We start from the raw sequence: 18739 nt of genomic DNA on the forward strand, positions 1-18739 counted from the left end.
TGGCCCGGCTCCTCGCGCCGGTTGCCCACGCCGCGGGAGATCCGCGGCGTGAGCAGCCAGGGTGGCACACGGGCGATCGTCGCCGCGCTGCTGGCCAATCTCGGCATCGCGGTGACGAAGTTCGTCGCGTACCTGCTGACCAGCTCGTCGTCGATGCTGGCCGAGTCGATCCACTCGGTCGCCGACACCGGCAACCAGGCACTGCTGCTGCTCGGCGGCCGGCGGGCCCGCCGGGCGGCCACCCCGCGGCACCCCTTCGGCTACGGCCGGGAGCGCTACGTCTACGCCTTCCTGGTCTCGATCGTGCTGTTCAGCCTCGGTGGTCTCTTCGCGCTCTACGAGGCCTGGCACAAGTGGTCCGACCCGCACGGCATCACCAGTTGGCAGTGGGTGCCGGTGACGGTGCTGCTGGTGGCCATCGTGCTGGAGTCGTTCTCCTTCCGCACCGCGATCGTCGAGTCGAACCTGGTCCGGGGGCGGGAGTCCTGGACCAGGTTCATCCGCCGCTCCAAGGCGCCCGAGCTGCCGGTGGTGCTGCTGGAGGACTTCGGCGCGCTGGTCGGTCTGGTCTTCGCCCTGTTCGGGGTGGGCATGACGCTGGCGACCGGGGACGGTCGGTGGGACGCGGCGGGCACCGCGATGATCGGGGTGCTGCTGGTGGCCATCGCGGTGGTTCTGGCGATCGAGACCAAGAGCCTGCTGCTCGGTGAGGGCGCGGAACCGACCGAGGTGGCCGCCATCGAGCAGGCGGTCACCGCCGGCCCGGAGGTGGAGCGGATCATCCACATGAAGACCCTCTACCTCGGCCCCGAGGAGTTGTTGGTGGCCGCGAAGGTCGCGGTGTCGCGCTGCGAGACCGCCGAGGAGGTGGCCCGGAACATCGACGCGGTGGAGGCCCGGATCCGGGCTGCGGTGCCGGTGGCCCGGGTGATCTATCTGGAGCCGGACGTGTATCACGCGAATGCGGGGCCGGCGGAGGCGTCCGGTCGACGGGAGAGCTGACCGGTGGAACTGCTGCACGGACCGATCAAGGACTACGCCTGGGGCTCGCGCTCGGCGATCGCCGAGCTCCAGGGACGGCCGGTGCCCAGTGACGGGCCGGAGGCCGAGCTGTGGTTGGGCGCGCACCCGGGCGCGCCGGCCGCCGTGTCGCGCGAGGACGGTCCGGCCACGCTGACCGAGGTGCTCACCGCCGACCCGACCCGGTGGCTGGGCCAGCCGGCGATCGACCGGTTCGGGGTACGGCTGCCGTTCCTGCTCAAGGTGCTGGCGGCCCAGGCGCCGCTCAGTCTTCAGGCGCACCCGGACGCGGAGCAGGCCCGGGCCGGTTACGCCGCCGAGTACGCCCAGGCCGACGGTGTGCGCAACTACGTCGACCCGTTCCACAAGCCGGAGTTGCTGGTGGCGCTGGGGCCGATGGAGGCGTTGTGCGGGTTCCGGGACCCGGCGGTCTCGGCCAAGGCGCTGGCCGGGTTGGGCGTACCGGAGCTGCGGCCGGTGCTGGACGCGTTGAGCGCCGGGCCGGCGGGTCTGGCCGAAGCGGTCCGTACGCTGCTGACCTGGCCGGAGGCCGAACGGGCCGGGCTGGTGACGGCGGCCCGGACGGCGGCGGTGACCGGCCCTGACGCCGACCTGGTGGCGATGCTGGCGCAGACCTATCCGGACGATCCGGGGGTGCTGGTCGCCCTGCTGCTCAACCGGGTACGGCTGGCCGAGGGCGAGGCGATCTGGATGCCGGCCGGCAATCTGCACGCCTACCTGCGGGGCACCGGCGTGGAGGTGATGGCGGCCAGTGACAACGTGCTGCGTGGTGGCCTCACCCGCAAGCACGTCGACGTGGCCGAACTGCTGCGGGTGCTCCGGTTCGAGGTGCTCGATCAGCCGGTGGTGTCGTCCCGACCGGTCGCCGACGGGGTGGTGACCTGGCCGGTGCCGGTGCCCGACTTCGCGTTGTACCGGGTGACCGTGCGGGGCGACCGGCCCGAGGTGACGCTCACCGTGCCGGGGCCGCGCGTGCTGCTCTGCACCTCCGGGGAGGTCACCGTCGCCGACGGCGTCGCGCCGGTGACGCTGGGGCGTGGGCGGGCGGCGGTGGGGCCGGCCGACGGCGGTGCGTTGACGGTGCGCGGTGCGGGCGAGATCTACGTCGCCTCGACCGGCTCCCTCTGATTCCGACGGACCAGGATCCGCGTCGTCACCGGAACCGGCAAGTCCGACTTTCCCGAAATCGCTTGACTCGCATCTAGCTCAGTGTGACTCTATGGGTGCGCAGCGTTATCGCGACGAAGGTCCGAGAACGCGCGGGGGAACCAAACCGGGGGGATGCACGGGGCGGGCGGGACTGGGCGGCACACGTCCACGACCGGCCGCCCCGTGTGCTGTCCGCAACCAGGCCGTCCCGCACCGGACAGCGCGCGTAAGGTGGGTGGTTGCGCAGCACCATCGTCCGACAGGAGCTTTCATGACCAGCACCCTCCCGGCGTCCGGCAACGGAACGTCGTCCGAGGCCCGCCCGCGTACCCTCGCCGAGGGCGACTACAAGGTGGCGGACCTGTCGCTCGCCGAGTTCGGGCGCAAGGAGATCCGTCTCGCCGAGCACGAGATGCCCGGCCTGATGGCGATCCGTCGTGAGTTCGCCGAGGCGCAGCCGCTCGCGGGCGCACGGATCACCGGCTCGCTGCACATGACGATCCAGACCGCCGTCCTGATCGAGACCCTGGTCGCGCTCGGCGCGCAGGTCCGCTGGGCGTCCTGCAACATCTTCTCCACCCAGGACCACGCCGCCGCCGCGATCGTGGTCGGCCCGGACGGCACCCCTGACGCCCCCGCCGGTGTCCCGGTCTACGCCTGGAAGGGCGAGACGCTGGAGGAGTACTGGTGGTGCACCGAGAAGGCGCTCGCGTGGCCGGACGGCTCTGCTGGCGGTGACGGCGGAGCCGTCGGTGGCCCCAACATGATCCTCGACGACGGCGGTGACGCCACCCTGCTGGTGCACAAGGGCGCCGAGTTCGAAAAGGCCGGCGCGGTGCCGCCGGTCGAGTCCGCCGACTCCGAGGAGTACGCGGTCATCCTCGGTCTGCTGCACCGCACGATCGCCGAGGACGGCGGACGCTGGACCCGGATCGCGGCCGACATCAAGGGCGTGACCGAGGAGACCACCACCGGCGTGCACCGGCTCTACGAGATGCACCGCAACGGCACGCTGCTCTTCCCAGCCATCAACGTCAACGACTCGGTGACCAAGAGCAAGTTCGACAACAAGTACGGCTGCCGTCACTCGCTGATCGACGGCATCAACCGCGCCACCGACGTGCTGATCGGCGGCAAGATGGCGGTCGTGCTCGGCTACGGCGACGTGGGCAAGGGATGCGCCGAGTCGCTGCGCGGCCAGGGCGCCCGGGTCGTGGTGACCGAGGTCGACCCGATCTGCGCGCTCCAGGCGGCGATGGACGGCTACCAGGTCGCCACCCTGGAGGACGTGGTCGAGCAGGCGGACATCTTCATCACCGCCACCGGCTGCTTCGACGTCATCACCAACGAGCACATGGCCCGGATGAAGCACCAGGCCATCGTCGGCAACATCGGCCACTTCGACAACGAGATCGACATGGCCGGTCTGGCCAAGCGCTCGGACGTCACCCGGGAGAACATCAAGCCGCAGGTCGACCTCTGGACGTTCGACGACGGCCACTCGATCATCGTGCTCTCCGAGGGCCGCCTGCTGAACCTGGGCAACGCCACCGGGCACCCGAGCTTCGTGATGTCGAACTCGTTCGCCAACCAGACGATCGCTCAGATCGAGCTGTTCACCAAGACCGACGAGTACCCGATCGGCGTGTACGTGCTACCCAAGCACCTGGACGAGAAGGTCGCCCGGCTGCACCTGGGCGCGCTCGGCGCCAAGCTGACCACGCTCAGCAAGGAGCAGGCCGCGTACCTCGGCGTCAGCCAGGAGGGGCCGTTCAAGCCGGAGCACTACCGCTACTGACCGACACGTACCGGGCCGGGTCGACCTCAGGTCGACCCGGCCCGGTCGTTCGTCTGCGGGCCGTCCGAGCCGTGCGGCTCCGCTGTCCACGCGGCGGACGGTTCAGCGGGGCCGGTCCTGGCGGCGGGCGGGCCGGAGCCAGGTCCAGACGCACCAGGCCAGCCAGGTCAGCGAGACCACCGCCGCCAGGGTGCGCAGGCGCAGCGCACTGAGCAGCAGCACCAGCCCGAGCACGGCCAACCACGGCAACAGACCTCTCATCACGGCCTCCCGGGTGCGCGCTCGACATCGGGCACCGGAGTCCGGTCGGACTCGGCGACCGTGGACGGTCGTACCGCCGGTCGGCTCTGGGCCGGCGCCGACGTTGGCGGCGGTTCCGGCGCCACGACGCCCGGATGCCCGGGGACGGCGGGCCGTGGCCACGGTACGCCGAGCGGCGCGCTCGCCGGGCCGGCTGGCCGGTCGGCCTCCGTCAGCAGGCCGAGCCGAGGCCAGAGCGCGGCGGTGAGCACCCGCTCCTCGGCGAGCCGGTGCCGGGCCCGCCGGTGCCGTTCGCCGAGCACGGCGGCCAGATAGACCGCCGCCGGCAGTCCGCCCGGTGGCGGCGGGGTGATCGCCGTGGCGACCTCCCGCCACAACCGCAGCGCCAGGTCGTCGGAGGCCGCACCGGTGAACAGGTGGGCCCGGGCCAGGTACTGCCGAGTGGCCAGGGCCAGCTTCGGATCGAGCCGGCTCAGATCCAGCGTGTACGCCCAGCCCCGCAACGCCGGCACGGTGGCCGGGACCGGACGCCAGGACGTCGCGGTGCGGGTGTGCACGACCATGGTGCCCGCCACCAGGTCACCGAGACGCCGTCCCCGGGAGTCGCTGAGCATCACGGTCACCCCGGCCACCCAGGACAGCAGCGGCAGCACCAGACCGGGCCATTCGACGGCCACCCCGACCAGTGCCCGGGCCAGTGACTGGCGTACCCCGACCGGGGCGCCGTCGACACTGACCACCCGCAACCCCACCGCCGCCTTGCCGGGGGTACGACCATGGTTGAGCCGCTCGAACAGCACCGGGTAGCCCACCAACAGCAGCACCAACCCGATGGTGAGCAGCGCCCGCTCGGTGGCCGCGTCGATCGCACCGTGCGGCAGGGCGGCCAGACCCAACCCGGCCAGCGCGACCAGCAGCAGCCCGAACAACAGCTGGATTCCGACGTCGAGCAGCAGCGCGAGTACCCGGGAGCCGATCCGGGCAGCGCGTACGTCCAGCTCCACCGCCTCACCGCTGACCAACTCGGCGTCGCCCCAGGCCGGGGCGTTCCACGGTCGCGATGCTGCTGTGCTCACCCGCACAGTGAACACTATGATCGCGCGACGGGGGTGGACGGTGGATCTCGACGCGTACGTCGCCGAGCACGGCGGAGAATGGCGCCGGCTGGACCAGCTCTCCGGCCGCCGACGGTTGACCGTCGACGAGGTCGACGAGTTGGTCGCGCTCTACCAGCGGGCCACCACCCAGCTCTCCATGCTGCGCAGTCGCTCGCCCGATCCGGCTCTGGTCGGCCAGCTCTCCCAGGTGGTGCTCCGGGCCCGGGCGCGGCTGACCGACCGGCCCCGTCCCTCGTGGACGGTCCTCCGACGGTTCGCGCTGGTCGACTTCCCCGGGGCGGTCTGGCGCGCGGCACCCTGGTGGTGCGCGGTGGCGACCGCCTTCACGCTGCTCACCTTCACCCTGATCGGGTTCGTGGCGGACAATCCGGATACGGCGGCGGCGTTCGTCGGCGAGGCGGAGGCCGCCCACCTGGTGGAGTCCGGCTTCGCCGGCTACTACACCGAGTTCTCCGCGCCGACCTTCGCCTTCCACCTGTGGACGCACAATGCCTGGCTGGCCGCCAAGTGCCTGGCCGCAGGCGTGCTGATCGTCCCGGTGGTGTACCTGCTGTGGCAGAACGTGGTGAACATCGGCGTGGTCGGCGGCGTGATGGTCGGGTACGGCCGGGCGGACGTCTTCTTCGGCCTGATCACCCCGCACGGGCTGCTCGAACTGACCGGGGTGTTCGTGGCCGCCGGGGTCGGGCTGCGCCTCGGGTGGGCGTGGATCGCGCCGCCGGAGCAGCTCACCCGGGGGCAGGCGGTGGCGCGGGCGGGTCGCGACGGTGTCGTGGTCGCCCTCGGTCTGGTGGTGCTCTTCGCGATCTCGGCCGTGATCGAGGCCTTCGTCACCCCCGCCCCGGTGCCGGTGGCCCTGCGCATCGCCGTCGGCGTCGCCGCCTGGCTCGCCTTCCTGGCGTACGTCTTCCTGCTCGGCTCCCGGGCCAGGGGCGAGGGTGGCGACGCGTCGGGTCAGAGTTGGCCGGTGAACTTGAGCCGCAGGTAGGCGTCGGTCAGCGCGGAGGCGAGCCGTGGCGCGGGAGCGTCGATGACGGTGACGTCGTGGCCGGCCAGGGCGGCCGTGAGCCGGTCACGTTCGGCGAGCGTGCGCCAGGCGGCGGCGGCCGCGTAGGCGTCCTCGACCCGCCGGGGCGATCCGGTGGCGAGCGTGGACAGCACCGGGTCCTGGGCCGCCGCCACCACCACCCGGTGCCGGGCGGCCAGCCGGGGCAGCACCGGCAGCAGACCCTCGCCGAGGGCGCCGGGCTCCAGCGCGGTGAGCAGGACGACCAGGCTCCGTGGGCGGTGTCGGCGCAGCAGTTCGCCCGCGATCAGGCGGAAGTCGGTCTCCACCAGGGCGGGTTGCAGCGGTGCCAGCGCGTGCGCCAGCCGGCTCCACTGCGCCGGTCGCTCCGCGCCGCTGACCGACGCCCGGGGCACCGCGTCGGCCGCGAACACGTCGACCCGGTCGCCGGCCCGGGTGGCCAGCGCGGTGAGCAGCAGCGCCGCCTCGATCGAGGTGTCCAGGCGCGGCTCGTCCCCGAGGCGCACCGCCGACGTACGCCCGGTGTCCAGCACGCAGACCACCCGTCGGTCCCGTTCGGGACGCCAGGTCCGCACCAGCACCTCGCCCCGCCGGGCGGTGGCCCGCCAGTCGACGGACCGTACGTCGTCGCCGGGCACGTACTCGCGCAGCGTGTCGAACTCGGTGCCCGCGCCGCGTCCCCGGCCGACCTGGCGGCCGTCGATGACCCGCAGCCGGGCCAGCTTCTCGGGCAGGTGCCGTCGCGAGTCGAAGCGGGGCAGCACCCGCAGTGTCCACGCCGGTGTCGCCGGTCGACCGCTCCACTGCCGGAACGCCAGCCCGAGCGGCCCGAACGAGCGGACCGTCAGCGCCACGGCGGGCCGGTCGCCCCGGCGGGTCGGGGTCAGTCGGCTGGGCAGCGCCACCACCGTGCCGGGGGCGACCTGCACCACGCGGCTCGGCGGCACGTCGGGTCGGGCCCCGGCCGACGGCACCCAGGCGTCGCGGACCTGGGCACGCAGCGGCCGACCGGAGAGGTTGCCCAGGTGCAGCACGACGGTGGCGGTCCCGCCGAGCCGGACGGTCCGTTCGCCGTCCCGTGCGGCGGTGAGCGACCGCAGCGGCGCGGCGAGCGCGAGGTCCACGACGAGCAGCAGCAGGACCGCGCCGACCATCACCGCCACCCCGACGAAGGGGGCCGGCCACAGCGGCAGGGTCAGCGCGCCCACCGCGAGCAGCGCCGCCGCCCGCCAGGTCATCGTGGGGTCGGCACGGTGGCCAGCACCGTGTCCAGCACGGCGTCGACCGCGACGCCCTCCAGCTCGGCCTCGGGGCGCAGCCGGAGCCGGTGCCGCAGGGTGGGTCGGGCCATCGCCTTCACGTCGTCGGGCACCACGTGGTCGCGACCGCTGAGCCAGGCCCACGCCTTGGCGGCGCCGAGCAGGCCGGTGGCGCCCCGGGGTGAGGCGCCCAGTTCCAGCGCGGGTACGGCCCGGGTGGCCCGGCACAGGTCGACGACGTACCCGAGCAGCGGTTCGGCGACGTGCACCCGACTGACCGCCGCGCGGGCCGTGGCGAGGTCGGCGGCACCGGCCACCGGGCCCACCCCGACGCCGGCCAGGTCGCCCGGGTCGAAGCCCGCGTGGTGGGCGCGCAGCACTCCCAGTTCCTCGTCCCGGTTGGGCAGCGGCACGGTCAGCTTGAGCAGGAAGCGGTCCAGTTGGGCTTCCGGCAGCGGGTAGGTGCCCTCGTACTCCACCGGGTTCTGGGTGGCCACCACGATGAACGGGTCGGGCAGGCCACGCCGCTCGCCCTCGACGGTGACCTGCCGTTCCTCCATCACTTCGAGCAGCGCGGACTGGGTCTTCGGCGGGGTCCGGTTGATTTCGTCGGCGAGCAGCAGGTTGGTGAAGACCGGCCCTTCGCGGAAGGTGAACGCCGCGGTCCGCGAGTCGAAGACCATCGAGCCGGTGACGTCGCCGGGCATCAGGTCCGGGGTGAACTGCACCCGCCGGGCCGTCAGGTCCAGCGCGGCGGCCAGCGTCCGCACCAGCAGCGTCTTGGCCACCCCCGGTACGCCCTCCAGCAGGACGTGGCCCCGGCAGAGCAGCGCGACGACGAGGCCGGCGACGACGGCGTCCTGCCCGACGACCGCCTTGGCCACCTCGGCGCGCAACCGGTGCAGCGCGGCCCGGGCGGGGTCGGCGGCGAGCGGGTCGACGGTGGTGGTGGCGGGTCGGGTCACCGGGGGTCTCCTTCGGATCGGGGCTGCGGTACGGGGGGTGACGGTCGTGACCCGGCCGGATCGACGCCGCCGGCCCAGGCCGCCCGGTCCAGGCCGGTGGCCAGGTCCAGCAGGTCCTGGTCGGTGGTCGGCGGCGGACCGTGCAGCAGGTGGTCGACGACCTCCCGGGGGGTGCCGGTACGGGCTGCCACGGTGGCGGCGACGCCCTCGTGCCCGGTCTCCGCGGACAGGTGCAGTCGGCGGGCCAACCGGGTCCGGGCGGCGGCCCGCAGCGTCTCGGCGGCGCTCTCGTGGGCCTGCGCCCGCTGATAGAGGCGGGCTCGTCCGCGCACCGTCTCGGCGGCGGGGACGGCCACCGGCAACGGCTCCGGCGTCGGCGGACCGAGCCGTCGGGCCCGCCAGACACCGACGAGCAGGGCGGCCAGCAGCAGTTGCAGCAGCAGCGCCCAGAACCAGGGCGGGAAGGCGGACCAGAGCGGGTTGGTCGAGTCGTCCGGCCCGGAGCGGCCGGGTCCGGACGCGTCCGGCCCGGACCGGTCACCGGGGGTCTCCTCCGCGCCGTTGCCGGTGCCCACGTCCGGGTCGTTCTCGGGTTCGCCGTACCCGGAGTCGGTCCGGTCCGGTGGCGGGCTGGCCGGGCCCGGCGGCGGCTCGGGCGGCGCCGGTGCGGGACCGTCCAGGTCGAGCCAGATCACCCGGCCGGTGCCGGCGAGCAGGCCGGTGGCGAAGGCGTGGTTGTCCCACTCGTCGAGGCGGCTGTTGCGGAACGGGTCGCTGGCCCCCACCACCACGCGCTCGCTGGGCCCCGGCAACCGGGCCAGGCCGGCGGCGAAGCAGAACTCGACGGGTTCCACGGCCCCGGTGGGCGCGTACCGCGCCCGGGTGACGGCGGCGGTGCCGACGCCGGACATCTCGGCCAGCGGGCAGGCCCGGCCGTCGTGGTGCGGTGCGACCGCCCGCGCCGCCCACCGCCGCGCGGCGGGCCGGATCGGCAGCCCGGCGGCGTCCAGCACCCGCCGGGGCGGGTCGACCAGGACCAGCCGGGTGCCGGCGGGCAGTAGGCCCAGGTCGTCGACGGTACGCGGGTGCAGCAGTTCGGGCGCCGGAACGAACAGGGTGGCCGGTGTGCCCCGGGTGGCCCGCAGCGCCTGGACGGTCTCGGTCTCCCGCTGCACCACCACTCCGATGCGGGCCAGGCTGGCCGCGAGCCGGCTGCCGCCGTCGTCCCCGGTGGCCACCGGCGAGAGGAATCCCCGGTCGGCCTGGTCGGGCTGGTCGAACTCGCGACTGAACAGGGTGACGGTGAGCACCAGCGCGGCGAGGACGACCGGGATCACCACCCGGTGCCGGCGGCGGGTGGTCCGGGGCGTCACCACGTGACCTCCGCCGACTCGTCGGCGGCGAGTACGTGGCGCAGCCGGTCGGCTTGCTCGCGCATCCGGTGGTCGTGCTCGACGGTGGCGCCGCGTTGGGCGTACCAGAGTTCGGAGAAGATGCCCGCTGCGGCGGTCAGCGGCGGACCGACGGACGGGCGGTTGGTGCTGGCCGCGGTGACGACCTCGCTGACGGTCATGCCCGGCCGGATCCAGACCACGCGCCGGTCGGTGAGATCGTGCAGCATGGCGCGCAGCCGTTCCCGGACGGCCTCGGCGTAGCGGCCGTCGGCGGAGAGCCGGTCGGCCAGGTCGGGGGCGACTGACGGCACGGCCGGGGACGGCAGACCGGCGACGGCGGGCGCGGGCACCGCAGTGACCGTCTCGGTGCGCTCCACCCGGCTCCGGGTACGCCGACGCAGTCGGGGAATCCGTCGGGGAACCCAGCTCGGGTAGGCGTACCAGCCGACCGCGACCAGGGCCGTGACCAGCCCCAGCAGCAGGGCGGCCAGCGGCAGCGGGACGTGGTCGCCGAGTGCCGCCGTGGTCTCGGTCCACCACCGGCTGACGTTCATCCGCGCACCGCCAGGGCTGCCGGCGCCGCGTCGGCCGGTTGTCGGGACAGGTGGATGTCCAGCCCTTCGGTGCGGATCCGGGTCTCCAGGTGCAGGACCGCGTCCAGGCAGGCCAGCGCGGCGTAGGCGACGGTGTTGACCGCTGCCCAGAGCAGGGCTGCGGCGACGACCAGGGCGCCCTCGCCCTCGATCAGGCCGAGCGTGGACAACCCGATGAAACTGCCCCAGCCCAGACCGACCCGGAGGATCCACCAGACCAGGTAGCCGAGGGTCCGCAGGGCGGCGCCGCGACCCTCGATCCGTACGGCGAGCGAGGCGGAGCGGGTGAGCGCACGCGGTGGCGTGATCCGGTCGAGCACGAGGGCGGGGGCGACCGCGCCGAGCAGGGCCCACCCGACGAACCATGCCGGGCCGAGCAGCGACAGGAACAGCATCGCGGCACCCACCAGCAGGGCGAGCAGCACGGTCGCGCCCCACCGGCCACCGGTGGGGCGGATCAACTGCCGGGCGGTGCGGTGGTGACCGAGCAGCGCGCCCCCGGCGGCCCGGGCGGCCGGGTTGCCGAGCAGCACGATGATCATCGCCTCGGTCGCCGCCCCGAGCGCGAGCAGCAGCCAGAACCCGCCGAGATTGTTGAGGTTCGGCAGCCACCACAGTGGCGGGCCGACACCGAGGGCGGTACGCAGCGGCAGCAGGAGGAGTTGTTCGCCGACGGCGAGTACGGCGGCGAGGGGGAGCAGCGTCGAGGCGTGGTGGCGCAACAGGAGCACGGCGGAGTCGAGGAGTTCACCGACGGTGAGCGGGCGGCCGGGGAGCACGGCGGTGGGGCCTGCTTCGGGCACGCGTACTCCTGGGAGGCGTGGATGGTGGCGCGCGGCGGCGCACCCGGGGATCATGTTGACACGCGCGGTCCGCCCGGGTGCAGGCCCGGCCCGGGTGGCTTCGCGAGAGCGGTGCAACCGGCCGGTGCTGGGCACCGCGTGTCCTCCGGCAGTAGCGTGCCGGGTGACGCCGAGCCCACCCAACTGACGGGATGGAAACATTAACCCCATGAGAGCCCGGGTACTGGTGGTCGACGACGACCCTGCGCTTGCCGAGATGCTCGGCATCGTGCTGCGCAGTGAAGGCTTCATGCCGTCCTTCGTGGCGGACGGGGAACGGGCATTGGCCGCGTTCCGTGACAACCGACCGGATATCGTCTTGCTCGACCTCATGTTGCCTGGAATGAGCGGAATCGACGTGGCGCGGGCTATCCGGGCCGAATCGGGCGTACCGATCGTCATGCTCACCGCCAAGAGCGACACGGTCGACGTCGTACTCGGACTGGAGTCCGGTGCGGACGACTACGTGGTGAAGCCGTTCAAGCCCAAGGAGCTGGTCGCCCGGATGCGGGCCCGGCTGCGGCGGGGCGAGGACGCGGCGCCGGAGATGCTCACCATCGGCCCGCCCGGCAACCAGATCTCCATCGACGTGCCGGCGCACACCGTGAGCCGCAACGGCGAGGAGGTGAAGCTGACGCCGCTGGAGTTCGACCTGCTGGTCGCGCTCGCCCGCAAGCCGCGGCAGGTCTTCACCCGCGAGGTGCTGCTGGAACAGGTCTGGGGATACCGGCACGCGGCGGACACCCGGTTGGTCAACGTGCACGTCCAGCGGCTGCGTGCCAAGATCGAGCCGGATCCGGAGCGTCCGGAAATCATCCTCACCGTGCGCGGCGTGGGTTACAAGGCGGGCACCGGATAGCCTGGTCGCACTGTGACCAACTCCCCGCTACCGGATCTTGACACGACGTCCCACCGGCGAGGTGCCGCGTGGGAGTTGTGGCGTGGGCTCAGCGGCCGGGCCGCGCGGCTCCTCGCCGGGCTGCACCAGACCTGGCGGCGTTCGTTGCAGGTCCGGGTGGTGACCATCACCCTGGTGGTCTCCAGCCTGCTGGTGGGCGGGTTCGCGTTCCTCATCGCCGACAAGATCACCAACATCCTGCTGGACAACGCCAAGACCGACGTCCAGCTCCGGCTGATGAACGGCGCCGAGTACGCGGCCAAGCAGTTCAGCCTCTACGGCCAGCCGCAGGAGGCCCAGCTCCAGGAGACCATCGACGGCACGGTCAACTACCTGGCCGGCGGTGACCCCCAGCAGAACAGCGGCGTCGTGGTGGCCCTCACCGCCGACAGCTACCCCGGGGTGATCGAGCCGCGCACCTCGCCGTCGGTGAACGTCCGGCCGCTGATCAGCCCCGAGCTGCGGGAGGCGGTCACCGACGGCAACGTGGCCAACCAGATCGTCACCGGGCGCCTCACCAGCGACGACGACACGAAATACCTGGTCTACGGCACGCCGGTGCCGACCCAGTTCGGTCAGGTGGAGCTCTACTACTTCGTGCCACTGACCGTGCAGGACGTGACCTCCGGCCAGGCGCGGGCCACCGTGGTCGCCACCGGGGTCGCCCTGGTGCTGCTGCTCGGCGTGCTCGCCGCGCTGGTGACCCGGCTCGTGGTGCTGCCGGTGCGGGTCGCCGCCCGGACCGCCCAGCGGCTCTCCGCCGGCCTGCTCGACCAGCGGATGGCGGTCAACGGCGAGGACGACCTGGCCCTGCTCGCCGCCTCGTTCAACCAGATGGCCACCAACCTGCAACGACAGATCCTGCGGCTGGAGGAGATGTCCCGGCTGCAACGCCGGTTCACCTCAGACGTCTCGCACGAGTTGCGGACCCCGCTGACCACGGTCCGGATGGCCGCCGACCTGATCTTCGCCGAGCGGGACGAGTTCGACCCGGCGGTGGCCCGCAGCGCCGAGCTGCTCCAGGCCGAGCTGGACCGGTTCGAGGAGCTGCTGACCGACCTGCTGGAGATCAGCCGGTTCGACGCCGGCTTCGCGGTGCTCGATTCCGAGCCCACCGACCTGGTGCCGGTGGTGCACCGGGTGGTGGACCGGCTCTCCGGGCTGGCCGAGCGGGTCGGCGTGACGATCGAGCTGGACGTGCCCTCGGCCCCGGTGATCGCCGAGATCGACCCGCGCCGGGTCGAACGGGTGCTGCGCAACCTGGTCGGCAACGCCGTGGAGCACGGTGAGGGCCGACCGGTGCGGATCACGCTCGGGATGGACGAGACCGCCGTGGCGCTCACCGTCCGCGACCACGGCGTCGGGCTCAAGCCCGGCGAGGAGAAGCTGGTGTTCAACCGGTTCTGGCGGGCCGACCCGTCACGGGCCCGGCAGACCGGCGGCACCGGGCTGGGCCTGTCGATCAGCCTGGAGGACGCCCGGCTGCACGGCGGCTGGCTGGAGGCGTGGGGCGCGCCCGGGCAGGGCGCCCAGTTCCGGCTCACCCTGCCGGCGCGGGCCGGCGACCGGCTGACCACCTCGCCGCTGCGCCTGGTGCCGGCCGACGCGACGTTGCCGTTCGGCGGTGCCCCCGCCGGAAGCCTGCTGGCCATCGGCCCGGGACCGGCCGGTGGGCTCACCGTCGCACCGGCGAGCGGCGGGGCTCCACCCGTGCCCGAGCAACGCGCGGAGGTGGGGTCGTGAGGCGTCGGGTGGCCGGTGGCGTGTTCGGCGTCGCCCTGGCGCTGACCCTCACCGCAGGTTGCGGCATCCCGGATCACTCCGAGGTGCAGGTCGAGCAGCGCGGGCCGGCGGCCGAGGCGAGCTGGTCGCTGGGACGGGGCAGCGAGCCGCCGACCCGGACGGCCAGCGGGAGCGACGCCGAGGCGTTCGTCCGCAACTTCCTGGCCGCCGCCGCAGGCGAGCCGGACCGGGCGTACGAGCGGGTCAAGCAGTTCATCGCGGCGGCCGACAAGCCCAGCCTCCAGGAGCGGCAGGGCAGCGAGGTGGCGCTGTCGGTGGTCCGCCTGACCGACGACCCGGTGATCGAGCCGGACGTCGACAGCATGAAGGTCACCATCACCGTGCAGCAGGTCGGCCTGCTGCGGGCCAACGGCATGCTGGTGCCGCCGCTCGCCACCGAGTCGACCTACGAGTTCCGGCTGATCAGCGCCGGTCCGGCGGGTCAGGACGACGCCGGTTTCTATGTCAGCGACCCGCCCAACGTGCTGCTGCTCAGCGACGAGGCGCTGCGCCGCTACTACCAGGCGCAGTCGATCTACTTCTGGAACTCCGACCGCACCCGGCTGGTGCCCGACCAGCGGTACCTCTCCTCCGTCGTGCCCGCCGAACGCCGGGTCAGCGAGGTGGTCCGCTGGTTGACCGCAGGCCCCTCGGAGTGGCTGCGGGCCGGTGCCTCCGGCCTGCCCGACCGGACCGAGATGATCAACAACGCCACCGGCGCGGACGGCCGGTGGGAGGTCAACCTGGACATGCCCGGTGCCGACGACGGGCGTCTGGAGCAGCTCGCCACCCAACTGGCCTGGTCTCTGCCGGAGCTGGAGGGCACCGTCGAGATCAAGATCCTGAACCAGTCCCGCAAGGTGGTCGACCTGGGCGGTCAGCGGTCGTCGAACGCGCTGTACGCGCTCGACGGCACCGCCCGGTACTGCGTCTACGACGGCGCGATCCACGGACTTGCCGTCACCAGCGAACCGAACCGACCGGTCCCGGTGGCCGCCGAGGCGAACCGCGACATCGTCTCCGCCGGGCTGCGTCGGGCCGGTCCCGACGTGCTTGCCGCGCTGGTCGTGGCCGGCGGGGACGGCCGGCAGCGGCTGAGTGTCGGGCGGGGCCGGGACGTGGTGGAGAACTTCGTGACCGAGCCGGGCCGTGGTCACGCCGCGATCAGCCGGCCGGTGTGGCTCCGCAGCGACCACGGCCGCCCGTACGGGCTGGTGGTCGCCGACGGCCGGCTCTACCGCTTCGACGACCAGGCGGCGCTGCGGCCGGTGCAACTGGGCCTGCCGGGCCGGGTCAGCGGGGTCGCCGCGGCACTGGACGGGCACCGGGTCGCCCTGATCGTCGACGGTGCCCTGTACGTGGCGGCGATCAGCTGGGAGGGCGGCGTACCCACGGTCGGCCCGGCGCGTCGACTGGTCACCTCGTTGACCCGGCCGACGGCGGTCGACTGGGGCGCGGAGAACCGGCTGCTGGTGGCCGGCTCGGCGGGTCGACCGGCGATCTACGACGTCAGCGTGGACGGCGCCCTGGAGACCCCGCTGCGGGAGGACGCCGGCGCCGAGGTGAGCCACCTGGCCGCGTACCCGACGATGCCGCTCTCCCCGTACGCGGGCTCGTTCATGTACGAGGCCAACGGCGTCGCGTACCGCAGCAACCCGTTCGAGCGCATCGTGCGGGACCAGGTGCAGGACGTCACGCCGCCGCCTGCCGGGGTGCGTCCGGGCAACCCCACCGCGCCCTTCTTCCTCTACTAGGCGTCGCCGTGCTGGGCGGGCTCTGGGCGGACCTGACCGACCTGGTGCTGCCCGCCGACTGCGCCGGATGCCGGGAACGCCGGTCGGGACTGCGCCACGGGGTGTGTCCGGAGTGCGTGGCCACGCTCGGGGCGCTGCGCCCCGGGCCGGTGCGGCCGGTGCCCGCCCCACCCGGGCTGCCACCCTGCCACGCCCTGGGCCCGTACGGCGGGCCGTTGCGGGAGACCCTGCTGGCGTACAAGGACCACGGTCGGCACGGCCTGGCCCGACCGCTCGGTGCCCTGCTCGCCGAGGTCGTGGCGGCGGCGGTCGGTCCGGTACGCCCGGTGCTGCTGGTGCCGGTGCCGGACACCCCGGCGGCGGCCCGGGCCCGGTACGGCGACCACCTCGGCCGGTTGACCCGCCACTGTGCCCACCGGCTGCGTGAGGCGGGCTGGCCGGTGCGGGTCCGCCGGGCGTTGCGCGCCACGCCGCGTCCGGACTCGGTCACGCTGGACAGCGCCGGTCGGGCCGAGGCCGCGGCGGCGGCGTTCCGGGCGCGCCCGGATCTCGGGCCGCTGCCGGACGGGGCGAGTGTGGTGTTGCTGGACGACATCGTCACCACCGGGGCCACCCTGGCGGCGATCAGCCGGGTGCTGGCCGTGCGCGGGTGGTCGCCGTCGGTGGCAACGGTGCTCGCGGCGACCGAGCGAAGGCACCAACCGTAACCGATTGTGTTTCCGTTTCACCCCTTCGTGTATGAGCTGTGGAAATCACCCGGTGGTCTTGGCGACGGGGGGTGACGGCCGGGCGAACAGGAGTTAGCGTTTGCCTGTCGGGGGTAGGAAGGCGATTCCACCCACCCCCGGCGGTGAGAGGAGGCGTAGCCGTATTGACCGGTCGACGCCGAACGGGGCCGTCCCCCACCACGCGCGACCGGGTTGCTCGGATCGAAGACCATCCGATCGAGGGAGGTCACGTGGACATCGTGGTCAAGGGCCGTAACGTCGAAGTGCCGGATCACTACCGGGTACACGTAGCAGACAAGCTCGCGAAGATCGAACGCTACGACCACAAACTTATTCGTGTCGATGTGGAGCTGTTCCACGAGCGCAATCCGCGCCAGGCCGATCACTGCCAGCGGGTGGAGATCACCTGCTACTCCCGCGGCCCGGTGATCCGGGCGGAGGCCTGCACCGACGACTTCTACAGCGCACTCGACGCGGCCATCGCCAAGCTCGACGCCCGGCTTCGCCGCGCCGCCGACCGGCGTCGCGTACACCGTGGGCGGCACACACCGATCTCGGTCGCCGCCGCCACCGCCGGCCTGCCGGTGACCGACCTGCCCGCGCTCGCCGCGCCTGCGGAGTCCGGCACCGCCACCGCCGTGGCCGAGCGGCCGGAGGAGGAACACGAGGCGGAACAGCCCTGGCACATCGCCCGGGAGAAGGTCCACCCCGCCGAGCCGATGACCGTCGACGACGCCCTCTTCCAGATGGAACTGGTCGGCCACGACTTCTACCTGTTCCAGGACAAGGAGTCCGGCCGGCCGAGCGTGGTCTACCGACGGCACGCCTACGACTACGGCATCATCTCGCTGGACATCTGAGCGGCCCATCGCCGTCTCCGGGTCGGGGAGCGCCCGACCCGGAGACGGCGCGGCAGGTCCAGTCGGCGCGCTCGGTCCCGCCCGAGCGGTCAGTGCCTCGGGTCGGTGCGGAGCAGCCCGTACACGGTGGAGTCGGCCCGGGTGCCCTCCGCGCCGAGCAGTCGCCCGCGCAGCAGGCCCTCCCGCCGGAAGCCGGTCTTCTCCAGGACCCGCTGCGAGGCGAGGTTCTCCGGAAGCGTGCCCGCCCAGATCCGCGCCAGCCCGACGTGGTCGAACCCCCACCGAGTGAGCAGCCGGACGGCCCGGGTGGCGTATCCGCGCCCGTACCACGCGGGCAGCAGGCTGTAGCCGATCATCGCCTGGCTCGCGGGCGGCTCGTGGATCAGCGAGCACCCGCCGACGAACGCGTCGCTGGCGGCGTCCCGCAGGACCACGGCGGCGGACCGGCCGACCAGCCACTGACTCTGCGCCCCGGCGCACCGGCGGTCGACGTCGTCCCGCGTGGGCGGCTCGGGCGGCACCATGCTGGCCACCACCTCCGGCGCGGAGTGCAGACGGTAGATGTCGTCCGCGTCGTCGGGACCGAGCGGACGCAGCACGACCACCCCGTCGGTGAGCCGGCCGTCGGGCAGGTCCGGCAGCGGACGCGGGGACGGCCCAGGCGGGTCGTCGGCGAGGCGTACCCAGACGGTCAGGTCCCGGCGGCCACCGCCGCGCACCGGCCCGCCGCTGCGGCGTACCCCCTCGGGTTGGAAGCCGGCGGCCAGCGCGACCCGCTGGCTGGCCGTGTTCTCGACGTGGGTGACCAGCTCCAGCCGGGCGGTGCCGGTGGCGAAGGCCCGCTGCGCCAGGGCGCGGGTGGCGGCGGTGGCGACGCCCCGGCCGCGCGCCCACGGCGCCACCCAGTAGCCGATCTCGGCCTGGCCGCGCTGCGGCACCGGATGGCTCAGCCCGACCGCGCCGAGCAGCCGGCCGTCGGCCGGGTCCGTGACGGCGTAGGCGGCGCCGCCGGCGGCGAAGGCTGCCGGGGCGCCCTGGGTCACCCACCAGCGGCCGTCGGCCTCGGTGTACGGGCTGGGCAGCCCGTCGAGGTAGCGCTGGACCAGCGGATCGGTGCACCCGGCGACGATGTCGGGGACGTCGTCCGGACGGAACGGGCGCAGCAGCACCCCTTCTTCGGCGATCTCCACGGGCTCCATCCGAGACATCGTGCCGGATCGTTCGCCCACGGCGTAACCCGATGACCGAGCGGCGGACGGCCCGCAGGTGT

At 73.4% G+C, this 18739-nt stretch carries 17 protein-coding genes; 9 read left to right on the top strand and 8 right to left on the bottom strand.

The genetic code is table 11. From position 1 onward, the window contains the following. Positions 1 to 48 precede the first annotated feature (48 nt). The 3 genes from ACZ31C_RS23225 to ahcY all read left to right on the top strand — a co-directional run bounded on the left by ACZ31C_RS23225 (position 49) and on the right by ahcY (position 3988). Positions 49 to 1002 carry a cation diffusion facilitator family transporter gene (locus tag ACZ31C_RS23225; protein WP_465797053.1) on the top strand — a complete coding sequence of 318 codons (954 nt, stop codon included), beginning with the start codon at positions 49 to 51 and terminating at the stop codon, positions 1000 to 1002. A gap of 3 nt (positions 1003 to 1005) precedes the next feature. Then, complete coding sequence (gene manA / locus ACZ31C_RS23230; RefSeq protein WP_465797054.1) at positions 1006 to 2169, top strand: mannose-6-phosphate isomerase, class I; 1164 nt, start codon at positions 1006 to 1008, stop codon at positions 2167 to 2169. A 292-nt stretch (positions 2170 to 2461) separates the two neighbouring features. Next, a complete protein-coding gene (ahcY, locus tag ACZ31C_RS23235; RefSeq protein WP_465797055.1) occupies positions 2462 to 3988 on the top strand; it encodes an adenosylhomocysteinase in 1527 nt (508 codons plus the stop codon). A 102-nt stretch (positions 3989 to 4090) separates the two neighbouring features. Here ahcY and ACZ31C_RS23240 read toward each other — a convergent pair whose 3' ends face one another. Both ACZ31C_RS23240 and ACZ31C_RS23245 read right to left on the bottom strand, forming a co-directional pair. Next, positions 4091 to 4249 carry a hypothetical protein gene (locus tag ACZ31C_RS23240; RefSeq protein ID WP_465797056.1) on the bottom strand — a complete coding sequence of 53 codons (159 nt, stop codon included), beginning with the start codon at positions 4247 to 4249 and terminating at the stop codon, positions 4091 to 4093. Continuing rightward, positions 4249 to 5325 (bottom strand): RDD family protein, encoded by a 1077-nt coding sequence (locus ACZ31C_RS23245; RefSeq protein WP_465797057.1) that lies wholly within the window; start codon positions 5323 to 5325, stop codon positions 4249 to 4251. The genes ACZ31C_RS23240 and ACZ31C_RS23245 overlap by 1 nt, the downstream gene beginning before the upstream one ends. A gap of 16 nt (positions 5326 to 5341) precedes the next feature. On the opposite strand from ACZ31C_RS23245, the gene ACZ31C_RS23250 reads away from it, so the two are divergent. Then, on the top strand, positions 5342 to 6355 hold the full coding sequence (locus ACZ31C_RS23250; protein WP_465797058.1) for a stage II sporulation protein M: 1014 nt from the start codon (positions 5342 to 5344) through the stop codon (positions 6353 to 6355). Here ACZ31C_RS23250 and ACZ31C_RS23255 read toward each other — a convergent pair. The 5 genes from ACZ31C_RS23255 to ACZ31C_RS23275 are packed head-to-tail and all read right to left on the bottom strand — an operon-like array spanning position 6322 to position 11408. After that, the gene (locus ACZ31C_RS23255; RefSeq protein WP_465797059.1) at positions 6322 to 7632 is read right to left on the bottom strand and encodes a DUF58 domain-containing protein; all 1311 of its coding nucleotides are present in this window, start codon (positions 7630 to 7632) and stop codon (positions 6322 to 6324) included. The two genes, ACZ31C_RS23250 and ACZ31C_RS23255, sit on opposite strands and share 34 nt — an antisense overlap. Then, positions 7629 to 8558 carry an AAA family ATPase gene (locus ACZ31C_RS23260; protein ID WP_465797212.1) on the bottom strand — a complete coding sequence of 310 codons (930 nt, stop codon included), beginning with the start codon at positions 8556 to 8558 and terminating at the stop codon, positions 7629 to 7631. The genes ACZ31C_RS23255 and ACZ31C_RS23260 overlap by 4 nt, the downstream gene beginning before the upstream one ends. Before the next feature lie 56 nt (positions 8559 to 8614). Continuing rightward, complete coding sequence (locus ACZ31C_RS23265) at positions 8615 to 9994, bottom strand: DUF4350 domain-containing protein (protein WP_465797060.1); 1380 nt, start codon at positions 9992 to 9994, stop codon at positions 8615 to 8617. After that, positions 9988 to 10566, bottom strand: a complete 579-nt coding sequence (locus ACZ31C_RS23270) for a DUF4129 domain-containing protein (protein ID WP_465797061.1) — start codon at positions 10564 to 10566, stop codon at positions 9988 to 9990. The genes ACZ31C_RS23265 and ACZ31C_RS23270 overlap by 7 nt, the downstream gene beginning before the upstream one ends. Beyond that, the gene (locus ACZ31C_RS23275) at positions 10563 to 11408 is read right to left on the bottom strand and encodes a hypothetical protein (protein ID WP_465797062.1); all 846 of its coding nucleotides are present in this window, start codon (positions 11406 to 11408) and stop codon (positions 10563 to 10565) included. Before ACZ31C_RS23275 ends, ACZ31C_RS23270 begins: the two co-directional genes overlap by 4 nt. A gap of 208 nt (positions 11409 to 11616) precedes the next feature. Here ACZ31C_RS23275 and mtrA point away from each other — a divergent pair, with 208 nt between their 5' ends. The 5 genes from mtrA (at position 11617) to hpf (ending at position 17469) form a co-directional block, all read left to right on the top strand. Further along, positions 11617 to 12306, top strand: coding sequence for an MtrAB system response regulator MtrA (gene mtrA, locus ACZ31C_RS23280; protein ID WP_111245291.1), 690 nt, complete (start codon positions 11617 to 11619; stop codon positions 12304 to 12306). A gap of 12 nt (positions 12307 to 12318) precedes the next feature. After that, entirely contained in the window at positions 12319 to 14088 is a 1770-nt protein-coding gene (gene mtrB, locus ACZ31C_RS23285) for an MtrAB system histidine kinase MtrB (protein WP_465797063.1), read from the top strand. Continuing rightward, complete coding sequence (locus ACZ31C_RS23290; protein ID WP_465797064.1) at positions 14085 to 15881, top strand: LpqB family beta-propeller domain-containing protein; 1797 nt, start codon at positions 14085 to 14087, stop codon at positions 15879 to 15881. Before mtrB ends, ACZ31C_RS23290 begins: the two co-directional genes overlap by 4 nt. 44 nt (positions 15882 to 15925) lie before the next feature. After that, positions 15926 to 16588 (top strand): ComF family protein, encoded by a 663-nt coding sequence (locus tag ACZ31C_RS23295; RefSeq protein ID WP_465797213.1) that lies wholly within the window; start codon positions 15926 to 15928, stop codon positions 16586 to 16588. Positions 16589 to 16839: 251 nt separating this feature from the next. Next, on the top strand, positions 16840 to 17469 hold the full coding sequence (gene hpf / locus ACZ31C_RS23300; RefSeq protein WP_131057878.1) for a ribosome hibernation-promoting factor, HPF/YfiA family: 630 nt from the start codon (positions 16840 to 16842) through the stop codon (positions 17467 to 17469). An 89-nt stretch (positions 17470 to 17558) separates the two neighbouring features. On the opposite strand, the gene ACZ31C_RS23305 is transcribed toward hpf, so the two are convergent. Next, a complete protein-coding gene (locus tag ACZ31C_RS23305) occupies positions 17559 to 18668 on the bottom strand; it encodes a GNAT family N-acetyltransferase (protein ID WP_465797065.1) in 1110 nt (369 codons plus the stop codon). Between the last annotated feature and the right edge of the window lie 71 nt (positions 18669 to 18739).

It is taken from the genome of Micromonospora sp. NPDC023869 (assembly GCF_055559695.1).